Below are 14,672 nucleotides of genomic sequence, written 5' to 3' on the forward strand. Positions count from 1 at the left end.
TATATTGACACAAATGGTCTTATTAGTTCTTTTGAAAATATAAAAATAGGTAATTTAAAAATTAAAAGAAAATTGGTGAGTTAATAATGAAACAAGATAAAACAACTTGATTAAAAGGTGCCTTACCTTGAAATTGATTTAAAAAAGACCCTATTCCGACTTATAATTGAACTCATAAAGATATTAGAGAATGAGAAAGAAAATATAAAATTCGTAGTTGAGTAGTTAGTTTTTATACATTGATATTTTTAGCATTAAATTGTTGATTAGAATATGGCATGATCAATGCAATAAAAGATAATATTAATTGATATAATTATGGTCAATATTGAGGTAATGGAATTGCTATTTTATTAACACCTTTATTTACACACGGAATTCAGGGTATATTTGTTGCTAGTAGTAAACCCAAAGTAGATATGAAAATTGATATTCCACGATTAAAAATATCTAAAATGGGATTAGTATTTACAATTTTACCTTTAATTACTTTAATAATTTCTTTAATTATTATTTGAATTGATAAATCAAAATGAAAAAAAGACCATTTAAGACATTGCTTAGATTGTCGAATTAATTCTCGTGTTATTCAACCAAGAATAGCAAAACAATGAAATAATTTGGACGGTATAACAGAAGAAATATTTAAAAATATGCAAGATGAATATACTAAAAAACAAGAAGAAAATAACAAAGAATTAAATTTAAAATAAACTATATATAGGGGCGGTTGATATTTTTGGGTGGTTATATAGTTTAATTTATAAATTATTTTGTTCTGAAAGAATGGATGGCCACTGTTTGAGTAAGGATAAGAAAGGAAATAAAGAAATGGAAATTAGTAATGAAATAGTAATTGCTTTACTTGTGTTAGCGGGTGCTGGTGGAATGGGTAGTATTGGTATTCTTGGATTATCTGCTAAAAAAATTAAAAAATATAAAGCAGAAATTAGAGAATTAAGAACTGCTGTTATTGCTCACGAAAAACATTTACGAGGACCTGATTATGCAACAGAATTAGCATTAAAAACAGGTCAAATTAAAAATGTTAAAAAACAAGTTAAAGTAAATGACAAAAAACAAGCACAAAAAGATGCTATTAAAAAACTAACAAATAGTATTTAAAAAAAATAACCTTAATTGGTTATTTTTTATTTTCTAATATTAAGTCTAAATTTTTAACTTTACAAATAACTAAATTATTTTTTCCATAATTATTTTTATAATATTCTCAGTATTCAGTTGAATTAATATCTACATCTTGTTTATCAATCCCAATTATATATTCACCACGAGGGTTTTTACAAGGGCGATTACCTTGTTCAGATCGATAACATAAAATATAATTATTCATATTCTTTATTTCCTTTATAATGTGTTATATAAAAGTTAATAAGATATTCAATTCGTTGCGAATAAGTAAAGTTATTAAATTCATTTCAAACTTTTTCTTCATTTTTATTTAAGTAAATATTAACATTACGAATTTGACAAGAATAATACTTTCCTGTTTTTTGATTATATGAATGTTTCATAATATTAACTTTCATAATTAGCAATAATAATTGCATCTCGTAAATGATTACTTATTTTTTCATTATTATAAAATCAACCTTTACCATATTGATAAGTTAAATTAGTATCTTTATCAAATTTTCATATACAACTATCATTATATTTACTTAAATTTTCCATATTTTTAACAACTGATTTAGTATTTTTTGGTGATACTCAATTAATAAAATATTTATAAACAGATAATGCTCCTAATAATCTTAATAAATCATCTCTATCTTTACTTGCATTAGCAGATGTATATAAACAATCTTCAATATTAATTTTTTCTTCATAATCAAACAATTTATCATTAATAAATTCATATTGTTCTTTTCAATTTTTATTTGTAAATTCTAATTTTTCAATTAATTTATTATCTTCATAAATAACAATAGCAGTAGTACCTGTTCCTGATGGGTCAACACCTATTTTTATCATTATCTTAAAAATCTTTCTTTAAATTGATAATAAAAATCTTCGCTTTGTTTTCTAATTATAACTGGTGATAATTTTTCAACATTTAATTCTTCCTTTATTCAATTTTTACCTTTTGAAATAATATCTTGTTCTATTTTTGTATTTGTAATAAAATCTTTAATATTATTAAAATGCTCTTCCCTCATTCAATTTAGATTTAAATTATTAATTTGTTGCTTATTAGTTTCTTTAATAACTTGATTACTATTTTCTTTACTTATTTCAGTACTATCAGCAGGGTCTAATTCATCAGTTGCTATACCAAATGTCTTACACAATCAATAACGAGCACCATAAGTTAAAGCACTACCAACTGCTTTTGCAATATCTGAATTTTGTGCTGATAAAATAATTCCTAATTCTAATTTTTCATCATTTTTATAAAGTGTTAATAATCCTTTTGAATAATAATTTACCATTTTATCATTATTAATAAATGTTGGTTCACCAACTGCTTGAATTGTATAAGTTATATGATGCTCTTTTAATTGTGGTTTTAAAGTTTGATACAAATCACTTTCAGTAAAATAATTATATTTATTAAAATCATTCCCTGCATTTTTACCAACAAAAATATTTATATTAGATTGAATTTCACCAATACTTTCTATTAATGTTTTTTTAATTTCTTGTGGCATTTTCTCATTCCTCTCTTTCTTGTCATATTAAAATGGCTTCTTTAATTTGTTCTAAATCTTGTTTAGTAATATTAACTTTTTCTTTAATTACTATTTTTAATTTTGGATTAATAATTATTATTAATATTTTTTTACTATCTATACAAAAATCTTTTTCTAATAAATAATAAAGTTTTAATTGTCAAATATAGCGTTCAATATCTGTTTTTTCATTAGAACTAGTAATTTTTCAATCACATATTATATACTCATTATATATTGTTATGCCAATAAAATCAGTTGTTCCACATAATAAAGGATGATAATATGTTTTTTCAGTTTCATAATGTTTAAATTTAATATCTTTAAAAGTTTCTTGATATAATTTTGTAAAATTTTTAAATAATTCACGCATCACCTAAAAAGGTCATTAATTGTGGTAATACAGCATAAATTGCTTCTTTAACTTCCATCATTGCTTGCCCTAAACCACTTCAAATAGAACCCATTCCATCTGAAATAGTAGGTTTATCACCAACTGCTAAAAAATTAATTGATGTTGTTAAATACATACCTAACATTATTTCTTATCCTCCTTATTTTCAATTTCTTTTTTATCTTTTTTCTTTCCTAGAATTTGGCGAATTTTTTGATAAATTGATAAACCAATTCATGCAAAAATACCTAATATAATAACAACACTAAAAATTGTCGTTAATAAAACTGACATAACTTATTCCTCCTAAAAATCTAATTTTCGCGGCACGCTTCGCGTGTTCGCTACGCTCAAAATAAACTATATTGAATAAATTACCGCTAATAAATTACGCGGATAATTTATTCATCTTCTTTTTCATTATTAATTACAATATTATTTACCGTATTAATAAAATTATCTTTTCCATACTTAGTTACTAAGGACCGTAAAATAAAATAATGTTTTCTTTCCATTAAAAAATCAACTCCTTTCTGAGTTGATTTGTTGCACTTAACTTACACGATGCCAATTATTTAAAATAAAAAAACAAACTACAGTTTGTTTTTTTCTGTTTCTAAGACAAAAACACTTGCATTTATTAATAAAATTTGTTAAATATATTATTGGCAGTTACATATGCCGTTTGCTAAAATTATAAATAAGGAGGGATTTTTGATGATAAAACCATTAGGCAAAAATATTGTCTTAGCAAAAGAAGAAAAAGAGGAAACTTTTATTAATGGAATTTATTTACAAGAAGATGAGAAAAGCAAAAGTCATATCGGAAAAATAATTGCAATTAGTACCGAAGTTGAAAAAGAACAAGCATTTGAAGGAAAAATTAATAATAAAGTTCTTTATCGTGAATATGCTGGAACCGAAGTTGAATATGATAATAGAAAATTAGTTTTAATTTCTGTCGAAGATGTTTTAGCTATTATTAAATAATAGACTTTAAAGGGGGAATCAAATTATGGCAAAATCAATTAAATTTTCAGAAGATGCAAGAATGATGTTAATTAACGGAATTAATAAATTAACTGATGCTGTTAAAGTAACATTAGGACCAAAAGGAAAATATGTTTTATTAGAAAAAGAATATGGTTCACCATTAATTACAAATGATGGTGTTACTATTTCAAAAGAGATTGAATTAAGTAATCATTTTGAAAATATGGGAGCAAAATTAGTTGCTGAAGTAGCAAATAAAACAAATGATGTAGCTGGTGATGGGACAACAACAGCAATTGTTTTAACACAAGCAATTGTTAAAGAAGGATTAAAAAATATTACTGCTGGAGCTAATGCGGTAGCAATTCGAAATGGAATTGAAAAAACAGTTAAAGCAATTGTGGAATTATTACAACAATCAGCAAAACAAATTAAGACTAAAGCAGAAATTGCTCAAGTTGCTAGTGTTAGTTCAAAAGATCCAGAAATTGGTAATTTAATTGCTGAAATTATGGAAAAAGTTGGTAATGATGGTGTTATTACAATTGAGGAGTCAAAAACAATTGATACTGAATTAAGTATCACCGAAGGATTACAGTTTGATAAAGGTTATTTATCACAATATATGGTAACTGATAGTGAAAAAATGTTAACAGAATTTGAAAATCCTTATATTTTAATTACTGATAAAAAAATTAGTAACATGAAAGAAATTTTACCAATTTTAGAAAAAATTGTTGAAGAAGGACGACCATTATTAATTATTGCCGATGATGTTGATGGTGATGTTCTACCAACATTATTACTAAATAAAATGCGTGGAGCATTTAATATTGCTGTTGTTAAAGCACCAGAATTTGGTGATAATCGTAAAAACTTATTAGAAGACATTGCTATTTTAACTAAGGCAAAATTTGTTAATGGTGAATTGGGAATGGATTTTAAAACATTAACTTTAGATGATTTGGGAACAGCAAAAAAAGTAATTGTTTCAAAAGATACAACAACAATTATTGAAGGCGGTTGCAAAAAAGCTGATTTAGAAGCACGAAAAGAGTTTATTCGTGGTCAAATTAAAAGTGCAACTTCATCATTTGAACAAGAAAAGTTACAAAAACGTTTAGCAAAATTAGCAGGCGGGGTTGGAATTATTAAAGTTGGGGCACCAACCGAAACGGAAATGAAAGAGAAAAAACTTCGAATTGAAGATGCATTAAATTCAACAAAAGCCGCAGTTGAAGAAGGAATTGTTGCTGGTGGGGGAACTGCTTTAGTTCAAGTTGGACATAAATTAACTAATTTGAAATTAAATGAAGAGGAAAAATTAGGATTAAATATTGTCTTACGAGCAATTGAAGAACCAGTTCGTCAAATTGCTGATAATGCAGGGGTTGATGGTTCAATCATTATTAATAAATTAAAAGACCAACCTAATAATGTTGGTTATAATGCTGCAACAAATGTCTGAGAAGACATGATTACAGCTGGAATTGTTGATCCCGTTAAAGTAACAAGATATGCCTTACAACACGCTGGTAGTGTTAGTGCATTATTGTTAACAACAGAAGCAGTTGTGGTAAATGACCCAGAAGAAAAACAACCAAAAATACCAAGTTATCCCGATTTAGGAATTTAATTAACAAGAATTTTATTTCAATAAAAGACAAGTTTTACTTGTTTTTTTTCATTAAAATAAAAAAGTATTTATTTTTATAATGTACAAAGGGAAGGTTTTATCTTATGAAAAAAATATTAAGTTTTTTTGCCATTACAACTGTTGTAGTTGGAAATAGCATGCCGTTATTAGCTTGTCGCCATAAAAATGACAGTAATAATGACAACAATGATATTCCTGAAAAACTTCGTAGTATGATTAATACAACAGGGTTGCTAACAAAAATTTCCTTATTAGCACGTTATGAAAATTTAAATTTTAACCCAAGTGAACTTGTGCGAAGTTTATATGATCCAGCAGCATATTTAAAATCAATTCCAAGTATTTATACTTACAATAATCAAAAAATTAATTTATCAAAATTAATTCAAGATGGCATCGTATAAGTGAAGTGCAACAAATCAACTCAGAAAGGAGTTGATTTGTTGCACTTCACTTATACGATGCCTTTGTAAAATTATTAAATTATTGGATAAAGTTTTTCTTGCTAGTTGGTGCTTTTTTATTTACTTAATAAATATAACTGTTATAATTACAATGTTGATGTGTTTAAAATATTAATTAAATAATTTTTATTTTAAATTAATTAATATCAAAAAAAAACAAAATTTTATATTATGGCAACTTATAATTTTACAGACATTTTTAATTGTTTTATTTTTAATTTTTTTTGTTGTAATTTTTATTAATGGATTAATAGGGAGGCAGCATAATGGACACGTTACAAGTTGGAGATAGTGTTTTAGTACATGCTTACAAACACAATGGCTCGGTTTATCGTAGTTGAGAATCAGCTGTTGTTTTATTGTTAGAAGAAGAGTATATTGTTTTAGTAAATGAAGATGTGACCGTAACAGAATTAAACGGCAGAAAATGAAAAACAAATGAACCAGCAATTTGAATTTTTAATCGTAAGAATTGGAGCAACATCATTTGTATGTTTAAAGAAACCGGAATTAATTATTATTGTAATATCGCATCGCCATTTATTATGGACCAAAAGACAATTAAATATATTGATTATGATTTAGATATTAAAGTTTTTGCTGATGGAAGTTATAAAATTTTAGATTTAAAAGAATTTAATCGAAATCGGATTGCATGAAAATATACGCGTGATATTATTAATGTGATTTGAACAGAAATTGATAATTTAAAACATTTAATCAAGAATAAAAAATTTATTTTTGAATATGAGGCAGCATTAGCAATGTGAGAACGGTATTTAAAATTAAAACCAAAAATCAAAAAATAAATCCTTGATGGGATTTTTTTAATTATTACAAATAATTTAATACCCAATAAAAAGCAAGGTGCTTTTTTTGAAGATGGTAAATTGTCTTCAAATTGAGATTATTGATTTAAGATTGAAAAATATCGTTTTTTTAATCAACAACCTTGTTTAAATGATTTTTATCATCGTTATCCAGAGGATATTAAAATTGCAAAGGAATTAAATTTTAATTCATTACGAACATCAATTCAATGGACTAGATTAATTCCAGATGGTAAAACAATTAATCCAAAAGGAGTTACATTCTATAATAATGTTATTAATGAAATGTTAAAAAATAATATTAAACCAATTATTAACTTATTTCATTTTGATATGCCACATTGAGCGCAAGAAAAAGGGGGCTGATTATCGCGCGAAGTCGTTGATGCTTTTGCTATTTTTGGTACTAGTTTTATTACGGTGATTATAAATCAATTAACATCAGCAAAAAATATCATTATGGATTTATATAACTCAGATACTTTTTTACTTTCTTTGTTTGGTAAAATGGCAATTTTGTTTAGTCATCCATTAATGTTAACAATATCAAGTTTATATATTGTTGGGTTTATTGTTTCAAAAACATTGTATAGTTAGGGGTTGAATTATAAATATGAAAAAATCATTATCTTTATTTGCCATATCTATTTTAGGTATTTTAGGTTTAATTATTCCATTTATTACTTTAACAGCATTTAAACCCTTAAATCAGCAGAATTATACTGTTAATTAACAAACAATGGGAATGAATGAAACTGATTTTATTAATACAATGTTTTTACGCAGTAGTTTTTTTGAAAACTGGTCTGAAACAAATTACTTTATTAATCCAACTCTAAAAACATCACAAACATTAACTTATAATGATAAATGATATTTAGACTTTTTAAAGGATAGTTATTCAACGGGAATTTCATTTGATAAGCCTAGTGATGAGTTTATGGATTTATATAAAAATTGAGATACTTATGCTAAACAATATAATATTGATAAATTCTATGATGTTGATAAAAAACAATTTTTAAAAGAATTAACTGATTTTTCTTATTATTTTGCTAAGTATTTTAATACTGTGGAAGTTATTAATAAATTAGAAAGAGGTATTGATAATTTACAATTAGTTAAAATGATTAATGAGTTTTGAATACAAATTCCTAGAACACAGGCACCTAATAAAGAATTTTTAACTGCTACTAATAAATGATATTTTTATGGAGAAAAAAGAAATGGTCAATATTTGCTTACAAAATTTTATTTTGATAATAATTTTATTAAAAATCAAAATTTGTTATGACAACACTTAAAAAATGATTCAGATTTTATTTGAAACTATAATTTAGTATATCGTTGAGATGGAAACGGTGAACCAGAATTACCCGTTGTTGATAATGATGGCAAATTAAAATGATATACTGAATATTATCAAAATGTTCGTTCTTTTTTGCTTAAATATATTGATGTTATTGTACAAGAAAATATCCGAATTCAGCAAGGTGGTAATCCAAACTATGATGACCCAAATTTGGGTAGTGAAAGAATAATTTTTGATTTTGAAATTATTAATAATATGGAAAAATTAGATTGAAAACCTGATGTTATTTTAACTAGAAAATCAATTTATCGGATGATTTTAACAATTGATTAAAATAAAAATATTATTGCTGGTAGTTTAGAATTAACACATTTTAAACAATATTGGGATGGTAGTGATTATAATAATTATCGGTATACTGATGATTTAGGTTTTTTATTTTCTTTCATAAAAGAAAAAGAAGATACTTTTAATTTTAGTGCTGAAACTTATAATTATTATCAAGGTAATTCTCCTAATATTGGTAAAATGGTTTTTGAACAGATGAAAGGTCAAATTGAGATTAATAAATTTTTAAAAGCCTTTTTTACCCATGCTTTGGTACCTGTATTTCAAAATCGCAGTAATTTTATTGAAAGTGGTTATATTGATAATTTACAGTATGATACTGTTTTAATTAATTTTTTTGGTTTAAAATTGATTAATTTTAGAGATGTTTTAATTGATGAAACTAATACTAATAAAAATCAATTTGAAAAACTATTAAATAGTATGTTTACGGTTTCCCAAAATTTTTATAAAGATTATTTACGAACAATTTTTGATTTAGAAAATGATACTTATGTACAAGGATATAATAAAAAATATGGTTTATTAGCAAATAATGGTTTTAAAATTTATCCCCGTTATTTTTATTTTTCTGATAAATACAATCAATTAGACATTAAATTGTATTCAGCATTTAAAAATCGTTTTTATAATACTAATTATGGTAATGTATTTAATTATGATTTTTCAGTTGCAAATAATTATAATATTAATCAAAATGAGGGTTATGTTTTTGAAGGTGCTTTAAAAGATAAATACGGTTTAAAATACAAAAAAATTGAAGAACAAAAAATCGGTTATAATGTTTTTGAATTACAAGCCCAAAAAGAAAATGATATGTACCGTTATTGTGATTTTAATTTTGGAATTTATAACTGACAAGAAATAAATAATGGCGGGTTGTTTCCTGATGGACAATGATGACAAGCCCAATATGAAAGTTGTAGTTGATATAATTTAGCGTGTCATATAAAAAATGCTGCAATTTGAATTGTAAATAATATTCCTGGTGTTAAACAAGTAAAAGAATTAGCAAGCGGTGTTGGTAAAATATTTCAAACAATATATAGTTTTTTTAGTCAAACATTTGAGGTATGAAAATTTAGTCCAGCATTATATAATACAATAACAAATATATTCCTATTAATTATCTTTATGAAGTTTGTTCGATTAATTTAAAAAAGGACTTGTTAGTCCTTTTATTCTTTTCAATCAATTATTAGTCCTGTGTCTTTATTAATTTCTGGTATTTGTGGTTCATTGTTTTTATTTCAACGATATACTAAATTATAGTTTCAAATAAAATCTGAATCATTTTTTAAGTGTTGTCATCAAGTGTTTTGATTATTAATAAAATTACTTTAATTTTGTCGAAAACTCTTGATATTTATAAAATATACCTAAAATTAGGTATATTTTTAATATATAGAGGTAAATAAATGATGAAAAAAATAATTACAGAATTAATAAATAGCTTAACAGATGATCAATTTTTAGAATTTTATGAAAAAATAAAACAACAAGCAGACTTAATTAAAAAACAAAAACGTTTAAATGAAATTGATCAAAAATTTAGAGATAAAGGCATTATATGTCCTAATTGCAAATCTTTTCATTGTGTTAAAAATGGTCATAATTCCGAAGGAAAACAAAAATATTTATGTAAAAAATGTCGTGCTAGTTTTGATGCATTTCGTCATCATTTTACTTATTGAAGTCATTTAAATTATGAACAGTGAAATTTATTAATTCAAATTTCATTGTTAGGACAATCTAGTAAAATAATTTCTCGTTTTATTAAAACAACCCCAAAAACCGCTTGATATAATCGACAAAAATTAATGCAATCAAAACAATTAGAAAATACACAGTTAAAATTTAAAAAATTAAATGGTCAAATCCAAATGGATGAAACATTTATTAAAGAAATTCATAAAGGCAATTTTAAAGATAAATTTGATAAACGAAAAACTCATCTCGATCCATTTTCAACTGATACCAAATGCTGTATTCAAATGGCAGTTGATAGCAATAATAATATTTTTGTTCAATCCACCAATACCAAAAGATTACAAAAACAATGGATTATTGAAAATATGAATAAGCAACTAATTAAAGAAAAATCAATAATTATTTCTGATATGCAACCACTATATTTATTAGTAGCAAAACAAACAAATTCTACTCTATATTCCACCAAAACTAGTACAAACCCTGATACTAGTTATCAAAAGTTAAATAAGATTAGTAAATTACAATCCAGTCTTAAAGAAGCCTTAATTCATTATCATGGTTTGGGTTTCACTAATATTCAAAATTATTTAAAGCTCTGAAAATGAAAATACCAACACAAAGGTTTAACACCAAACCAACAATCAACGGTATTATATTTTAACGTTTAAAAAATTTAAAGCAAAATCATAATCTTACACAAAATTAGTTTTCAAATTGTCATATTGATGATTTTTTTTTATTTCATCAAGAGTTTTCGACAAAATTAAAGATTTTAATATTAAATTTATAAATTAATGAAAGGTATATAAATGTTATGTATAGTCATTTAAGTTTTATTGATAAGGTTAAATTGGAAAAATTATTATTATCAAAATTATTTTTAAAAAAGAATGGTGAAATAAATATTTCACAAATTGCTAAATGTTTGAACAGAAATCGTAGTACTATTTTGCGAGAAATTAAGCGTTTTAAAACTATTGATGAATATAGTGCTTATAAGTCAGATAAAATGTATTATGAGAAAAGAAAAAAGAATAATAAAAGATATAAGTTTACAGAAGAACAATTAAATTTTATTAATATAAGATTTAATGTTTATCGTGATTCTCCATCACAACCTATTCATCGTTATTTTCTAAAGTTTGGTATTAAATTTCCTGTTTGTGTTAAAACATTGTATAAATGAATTCGTTTGGGTTTTTATGGTTTTTTAAAACATAATTTACGTCATCGTGGTAAAAAATATAAAACAAAAGGAAAATTTGATAATCGTGGTAAATTAATTAATTTTAAATCAATATGAGATATTGAGAATAAAGAGACTGATGTTGGTTGATTTGAAATGGATACCATAGTTGGAAAAGAGCATCAATCTAGTAATTTGGTTTTAGTTGAACAAAATAGTAAAAGTTATTTTGTTATGAAATTAAAAAACCATACTGCTAATGAAGTTGTGGAAAAGTTTAAAGATATTGTTATAAGTAATAATTTATTTGGGAAAATTAAAGGAATAATAACTGATAGAGGAAAAGAATTTAGTAAATGAAGAGAATTAGAAATATTTGCTGAAACACAAATTTATTTTTGTGACCCTGGTAAACCACAACAAAAACCATTAATTGAATATATGAATTCTGAACTTAGACAATGATTTCCTAAGGGAACTGATTTTAATAATGTTAGTCAACAAAAAATAAATTGAGTAGTTAATGTTATAAATGATAAATTAAGGCCTGTTCTTAATTGAAAAACAGCAAAAGAGGTATTTTCAGATAATTTTAAATAGGTTTATTTGAAGTAATTTAATAAATTATTTTTTAGTGTGCTTAATTTTCCTTAAAATAAAATAAAAACTATAAATATTTTGATTTTTAAAAATTTATAATTGATTTTTTATGATTTTTATTGTATTATTTGACTAATAAGATTTGTTGCATTTCATTTTACATAATTCCATGTATAAAAACTAACTACTCAACTACGAATTTTATATTTTCTTTCTCATTCTCTAATATCTTTATGAGTTCAATTATAAGTCGGAATAAGGTCTTTTTTAAATAAATTTCAAGGTAAGGCACCCTTTAATCAAGTTGTTTTATTTTGTTTCATTAATTAAAAATCCTTTCTAAATTACTTTTCATATCATTAAAACTAAAACTTGTATTAAAAATTAGTTTATTAACTTTTAATCATGTTTTCGCTCAGGTATTACTTGAATTTCATCCGTTTTTTGCCCGTGTATAAACTAGAAAATCAATTTTGATTTGATTATTTTCTAATTGATATCTTACATTTGCTCATCCTCATTCTTCATTTTGGGTATAACCTTGATAATGATGAAAAATTTGTGATGCTTTTGCTATGCCACTTATTTGATTTAGATCGATATAGTGATAAGCATTATAATCCACTTTTGCTGCTTTGTTATGATCAACATAACCCTCAAAATCTATTTTAATCTGCTTGTATTTATTTTTAAAATCATTTCAACTACTAGCATAATCAAGTACATTAACATAATAATATGATGATTCTACTTTTTTTGTATAATCACCACCCCAAGTTTCACCCGTTTCTACATCAATATCATCATTTCAATTAATATTTTTTGTAAAACTTGGTGCTGTTGGATTAAAACTTTTCTTTGCATTTTTACTAATAACTTGTTCTTGCTTTGCAATTGAAAAATTATCATTGATGGATGATTTAAAAATAAGTGGTTCACTTACACCAATCAACGATGTTAATAAACATGATAATATAATCTTTTTCACAGCATATAACCCCCTTTCTATTTTTTAAAAATGTAATTAGATAAAAATTTTAATCTTATATAATATTCAATCTATAAAATAAAAAAATATAAAATGAATTGGCATAATAACAAATCAAATTAATCATTCACTCATATTGTAATTTTTAATTAAATATATTGAATTTGTTGCGAAAAAGTACATTCCAGTTAAATAATTGCCAATTCGAAAAACACATATTAAAAACTTGAATATTATTTTCATTTTATTTCAAAGTTGGATATATTAATCCGAATCATAATCCAATTACTAACAAAAGCAACAACAAACAACTTATACTAACATATAATATTATTCGACAAGTTTTTTTATATTTGCTTATTTCAATTTGTTTTTTAATTTTTTGTAATTTAATACCAAGAAATTTTCATAAACAACCAAATAAACCGATTACAGCAATGGTTCCCATCATTCCGATTATTGTGTTTAACATCATTTACACTTCCTTTCTTTTTTATCTCTTATTTGTGGTAAATAACTTGTAAAGTATTCGTTTCAAAATGCTCATATTTTTGTTTGCATATTTTGTTTTGTTAATAACCAATATGCAAATCCCTCTGCCAATAACTCGTGATCATCACTCAATCCATAATTACTGTTGGCAAATATCTTTAACACTTTTTCTTTGTCTAGTTCTGAAAATTTATTTAAGTTGTTAATTTTTTGTCCTAAAAATTGCTTTAAATAAAAAATATGATTGATTTTAAATGTTTCTCAATCATAAAAATAAAAGATATGTCCTAATTCATGGATAAAAATATGCAGAAAGTTATTGGTTGTAAATTGACCTTTGTGTCATTCGTTATTTATTGTTTTTTCAAACGCACAAGATAAAACCTTTTTTATTAAAATAGTTTGGTAATTATTTGTTTGTCCTAGGACATTATTATCACCATCAATCACATTTTTAATTTCTATTTTCTTTAAAATTTCACTGATATTTGTTTTATTTCAAATATTAGCAACAAAATTATAAAACAATAAAATAAGTTGCTTTAAATTATCTTGGTTTTTTTGACAAATATTATTCAATAAATTTTGTCAATAATTTTGCTGGTATATTTTTAAATAACCTTGTAATTGTTCATAAGTGATAAATTTTGTTTTAAATTTAATTGCTAAATTATTATTTGCTTTGCTTAAAAAGGCATTAGTTAATTTTTTGATTATATCTGTTTTATATTGATTAAAGAAAGTTCCTTTATATTCTCGCTGTTGAATTAAAACAGGGTGGGGAAAGTATATTTTTTCTAAATCAATATTTGTTTCTGAATTAACTTTTAAATCATTATCTGAATTATGTTGTAAGTGTGGTTTTTTATTTGTAATATTTTCACAACTAATTAAATTCACCGTGTTTACAAACGACAACAAAAATATTGATAAAAAACTAAGTAATTTTTTCATTCATTTTTATTTTCCTTTCTATTTTGAAAAAATAAAAAAATAGCAACT

At 24.1% G+C, this 14,672-nt stretch carries 20 protein-coding genes and 1 pseudogene; 10 read left to right on the forward strand and 11 right to left on the reverse strand.

The genetic code is table 4. The annotated features are described in order from the left end of the window. Nucleotides 1-86: 86 nt before the first annotated feature. Both ACOBME_RS06285 and ACOBME_RS06290 read left to right on the forward strand, forming a co-directional pair. On the forward strand, nt 87-713 hold the full coding sequence (locus ACOBME_RS06285) for a hypothetical protein (RefSeq protein WP_338964164.1): 627 nt from the start codon (nt 87-89) through the stop codon (nt 711-713). Between the two features lie 73 nt (nt 714-786). After that, nucleotides 787-1,125, forward strand: a complete 339-nt coding sequence (locus ACOBME_RS06290; RefSeq protein ID WP_338964936.1) for a hypothetical protein — start codon at nt 787-789, stop codon at nt 1,123-1,125. A gap of 19 nt (nt 1,126-1,144) precedes the next feature. Here the strand turns inward: ACOBME_RS06290 and ACOBME_RS06295 are convergent, their stop codons facing one another. Genes ACOBME_RS06295 through ACOBME_RS06325 form a run of 7 tightly spaced genes read right to left on the reverse strand, consistent with a single transcriptional unit; the run spans nt 1,145 to nt 3,381 of the window. Then, nucleotides 1,145-1,354 carry a hypothetical protein gene (locus ACOBME_RS06295; protein ID WP_338963231.1) on the reverse strand — a complete coding sequence of 70 codons (210 nt, stop codon included), beginning with the start codon at nt 1,352-1,354 and terminating at the stop codon, nt 1,145-1,147. Next, nucleotides 1,347-1,550, reverse strand: a complete 204-nt coding sequence (locus ACOBME_RS06300) for a hypothetical protein (RefSeq protein ID WP_419333849.1) — start codon at nt 1,548-1,550, stop codon at nt 1,347-1,349. Before ACOBME_RS06300 ends, ACOBME_RS06295 begins: the two co-directional genes overlap by 8 nt. Beyond that, nucleotides 1,540-1,995, reverse strand: a complete 456-nt coding sequence (locus ACOBME_RS06305) for a hypothetical protein (protein ID WP_338964939.1) — start codon at nt 1,993-1,995, stop codon at nt 1,540-1,542. Before ACOBME_RS06305 ends, ACOBME_RS06300 begins: the two co-directional genes overlap by 11 nt. After that, the gene (locus tag ACOBME_RS06310) at nt 1,995-2,672 is read right to left on the reverse strand and encodes an ERF family protein (RefSeq protein ID WP_338964941.1); all 678 of its coding nucleotides are present in this window, start codon (nt 2,670-2,672) and stop codon (nt 1,995-1,997) included. Before ACOBME_RS06310 ends, ACOBME_RS06305 begins: the two co-directional genes overlap by 1 nt. Continuing rightward, entirely contained in the window at nt 2,656-3,069 is a 414-nt protein-coding gene (locus tag ACOBME_RS06315; protein ID WP_338964943.1) for a hypothetical protein, read from the reverse strand. The genes ACOBME_RS06310 and ACOBME_RS06315 overlap by 17 nt, the downstream gene beginning before the upstream one ends. Continuing rightward, nucleotides 3,050-3,232, reverse strand: a complete 183-nt coding sequence (locus ACOBME_RS06320) for a hypothetical protein (RefSeq protein ID WP_338964946.1) — start codon at nt 3,230-3,232, stop codon at nt 3,050-3,052. Before ACOBME_RS06320 ends, ACOBME_RS06315 begins: the two co-directional genes overlap by 20 nt. After that, nucleotides 3,232-3,381 (reverse strand): hypothetical protein, encoded by a 150-nt coding sequence (locus ACOBME_RS06325; protein ID WP_338964949.1) that lies wholly within the window; start codon nt 3,379-3,381, stop codon nt 3,232-3,234. Before ACOBME_RS06325 ends, ACOBME_RS06320 begins: the two co-directional genes overlap by 1 nt. 423 nt (nt 3,382-3,804) lie before the next feature. Between ACOBME_RS06325 and ACOBME_RS06330 the strand changes: the two genes are divergently transcribed. From ACOBME_RS06330 to ACOBME_RS06365, 8 genes and pseudogenes are all read left to right on the forward strand, one after another. Then, nucleotides 3,805-4,077 carry a hypothetical protein gene (locus ACOBME_RS06330; RefSeq protein WP_338963589.1) on the forward strand — a complete coding sequence of 91 codons (273 nt, stop codon included), beginning with the start codon at nt 3,805-3,807 and terminating at the stop codon, nt 4,075-4,077. A 25-nt stretch (nt 4,078-4,102) separates the two neighbouring features. After that, nucleotides 4,103-5,716 carry a chaperonin GroEL gene (groL, locus tag ACOBME_RS06335; RefSeq protein ID WP_338963590.1) on the forward strand — a complete coding sequence of 538 codons (1,614 nt, stop codon included), beginning with the start codon at nt 4,103-4,105 and terminating at the stop codon, nt 5,714-5,716. Nucleotides 5,717-5,820: 104 nt separating this feature from the next. Further along, nucleotides 5,821-6,141 carry a hypothetical protein gene (locus ACOBME_RS06340; protein WP_419334705.1) on the forward strand — a complete coding sequence of 107 codons (321 nt, stop codon included), beginning with the start codon at nt 5,821-5,823 and terminating at the stop codon, nt 6,139-6,141. A 326-nt stretch (nt 6,142-6,467) separates the two neighbouring features. Then, nucleotides 6,468-7,010: a DUF402 domain-containing protein gene (locus tag ACOBME_RS06345; protein ID WP_338964955.1), complete on the forward strand. Its 543-nt coding sequence runs from the start codon at nt 6,468-6,470 to the stop codon at nt 7,008-7,010. 81 nt (nt 7,011-7,091) lie between these two features. Continuing rightward, complete coding sequence (locus tag ACOBME_RS06350; protein ID WP_338964958.1) at nt 7,092-7,628, forward strand: family 1 glycosylhydrolase; 537 nt, start codon at nt 7,092-7,094, stop codon at nt 7,626-7,628. 16 nt (nt 7,629-7,644) lie between these two features. Further along, nucleotides 7,645-9,849 (forward strand): annotated as a pseudogene (locus ACOBME_RS06355) (spiroplasma phage ORF1-like family protein). A gap of 260 nt (nt 9,850-10,109) precedes the next feature. Then, entirely contained in the window at nt 10,110-11,072 is a 963-nt protein-coding gene (locus ACOBME_RS06360) for an IS1/IS1595 family N-terminal zinc-binding domain-containing protein (protein ID WP_338963247.1), read from the forward strand. Between the two features lie 146 nt (nt 11,073-11,218). Beyond that, a complete protein-coding gene (locus tag ACOBME_RS06365; protein WP_338964580.1) occupies nt 11,219-12,190 on the forward strand; it encodes an IS30 family transposase in 972 nt (323 codons plus the stop codon). 116 nt (nt 12,191-12,306) lie between these two features. On the opposite strand, the gene ACOBME_RS06370 is transcribed toward ACOBME_RS06365, so the two are convergent. From ACOBME_RS06370 to ACOBME_RS06385, 4 genes are all read right to left on the reverse strand, one after another. Further along, the gene (locus ACOBME_RS06370; RefSeq protein WP_338964961.1) at nt 12,307-12,513 is read right to left on the reverse strand and encodes a hypothetical protein; all 207 of its coding nucleotides are present in this window, start codon (nt 12,511-12,513) and stop codon (nt 12,307-12,309) included. Then, on the reverse strand, nt 12,513-13,178 hold the full coding sequence (locus ACOBME_RS06375; protein ID WP_338964964.1) for a hypothetical protein: 666 nt from the start codon (nt 13,176-13,178) through the stop codon (nt 12,513-12,515). The genes ACOBME_RS06370 and ACOBME_RS06375 overlap by 1 nt, the downstream gene beginning before the upstream one ends. A gap of 244 nt (nt 13,179-13,422) precedes the next feature. Further along, nucleotides 13,423-13,653: a hypothetical protein gene (locus ACOBME_RS06380; RefSeq protein ID WP_419334709.1), complete on the reverse strand. Its 231-nt coding sequence runs from the start codon at nt 13,651-13,653 to the stop codon at nt 13,423-13,425. Next, nucleotides 13,644-14,624, reverse strand: coding sequence for a hypothetical protein (locus ACOBME_RS06385; RefSeq protein ID WP_419334711.1), 981 nt, complete (start codon nt 14,622-14,624; stop codon nt 13,644-13,646). The genes ACOBME_RS06380 and ACOBME_RS06385 overlap by 10 nt, the downstream gene beginning before the upstream one ends. Nucleotides 14,625-14,672 lie beyond the last annotated feature (48 nt).

Origin of the sequence: Spiroplasma endosymbiont of Sarcophaga variegata, from assembly GCF_965178695.1 — a bacterium.
Taxonomy (GTDB): Bacteria; Bacillota_I; Bacilli_A; order Mycoplasmatales; family Mycoplasmataceae; genus Spiroplasma; species Spiroplasma poulsonii.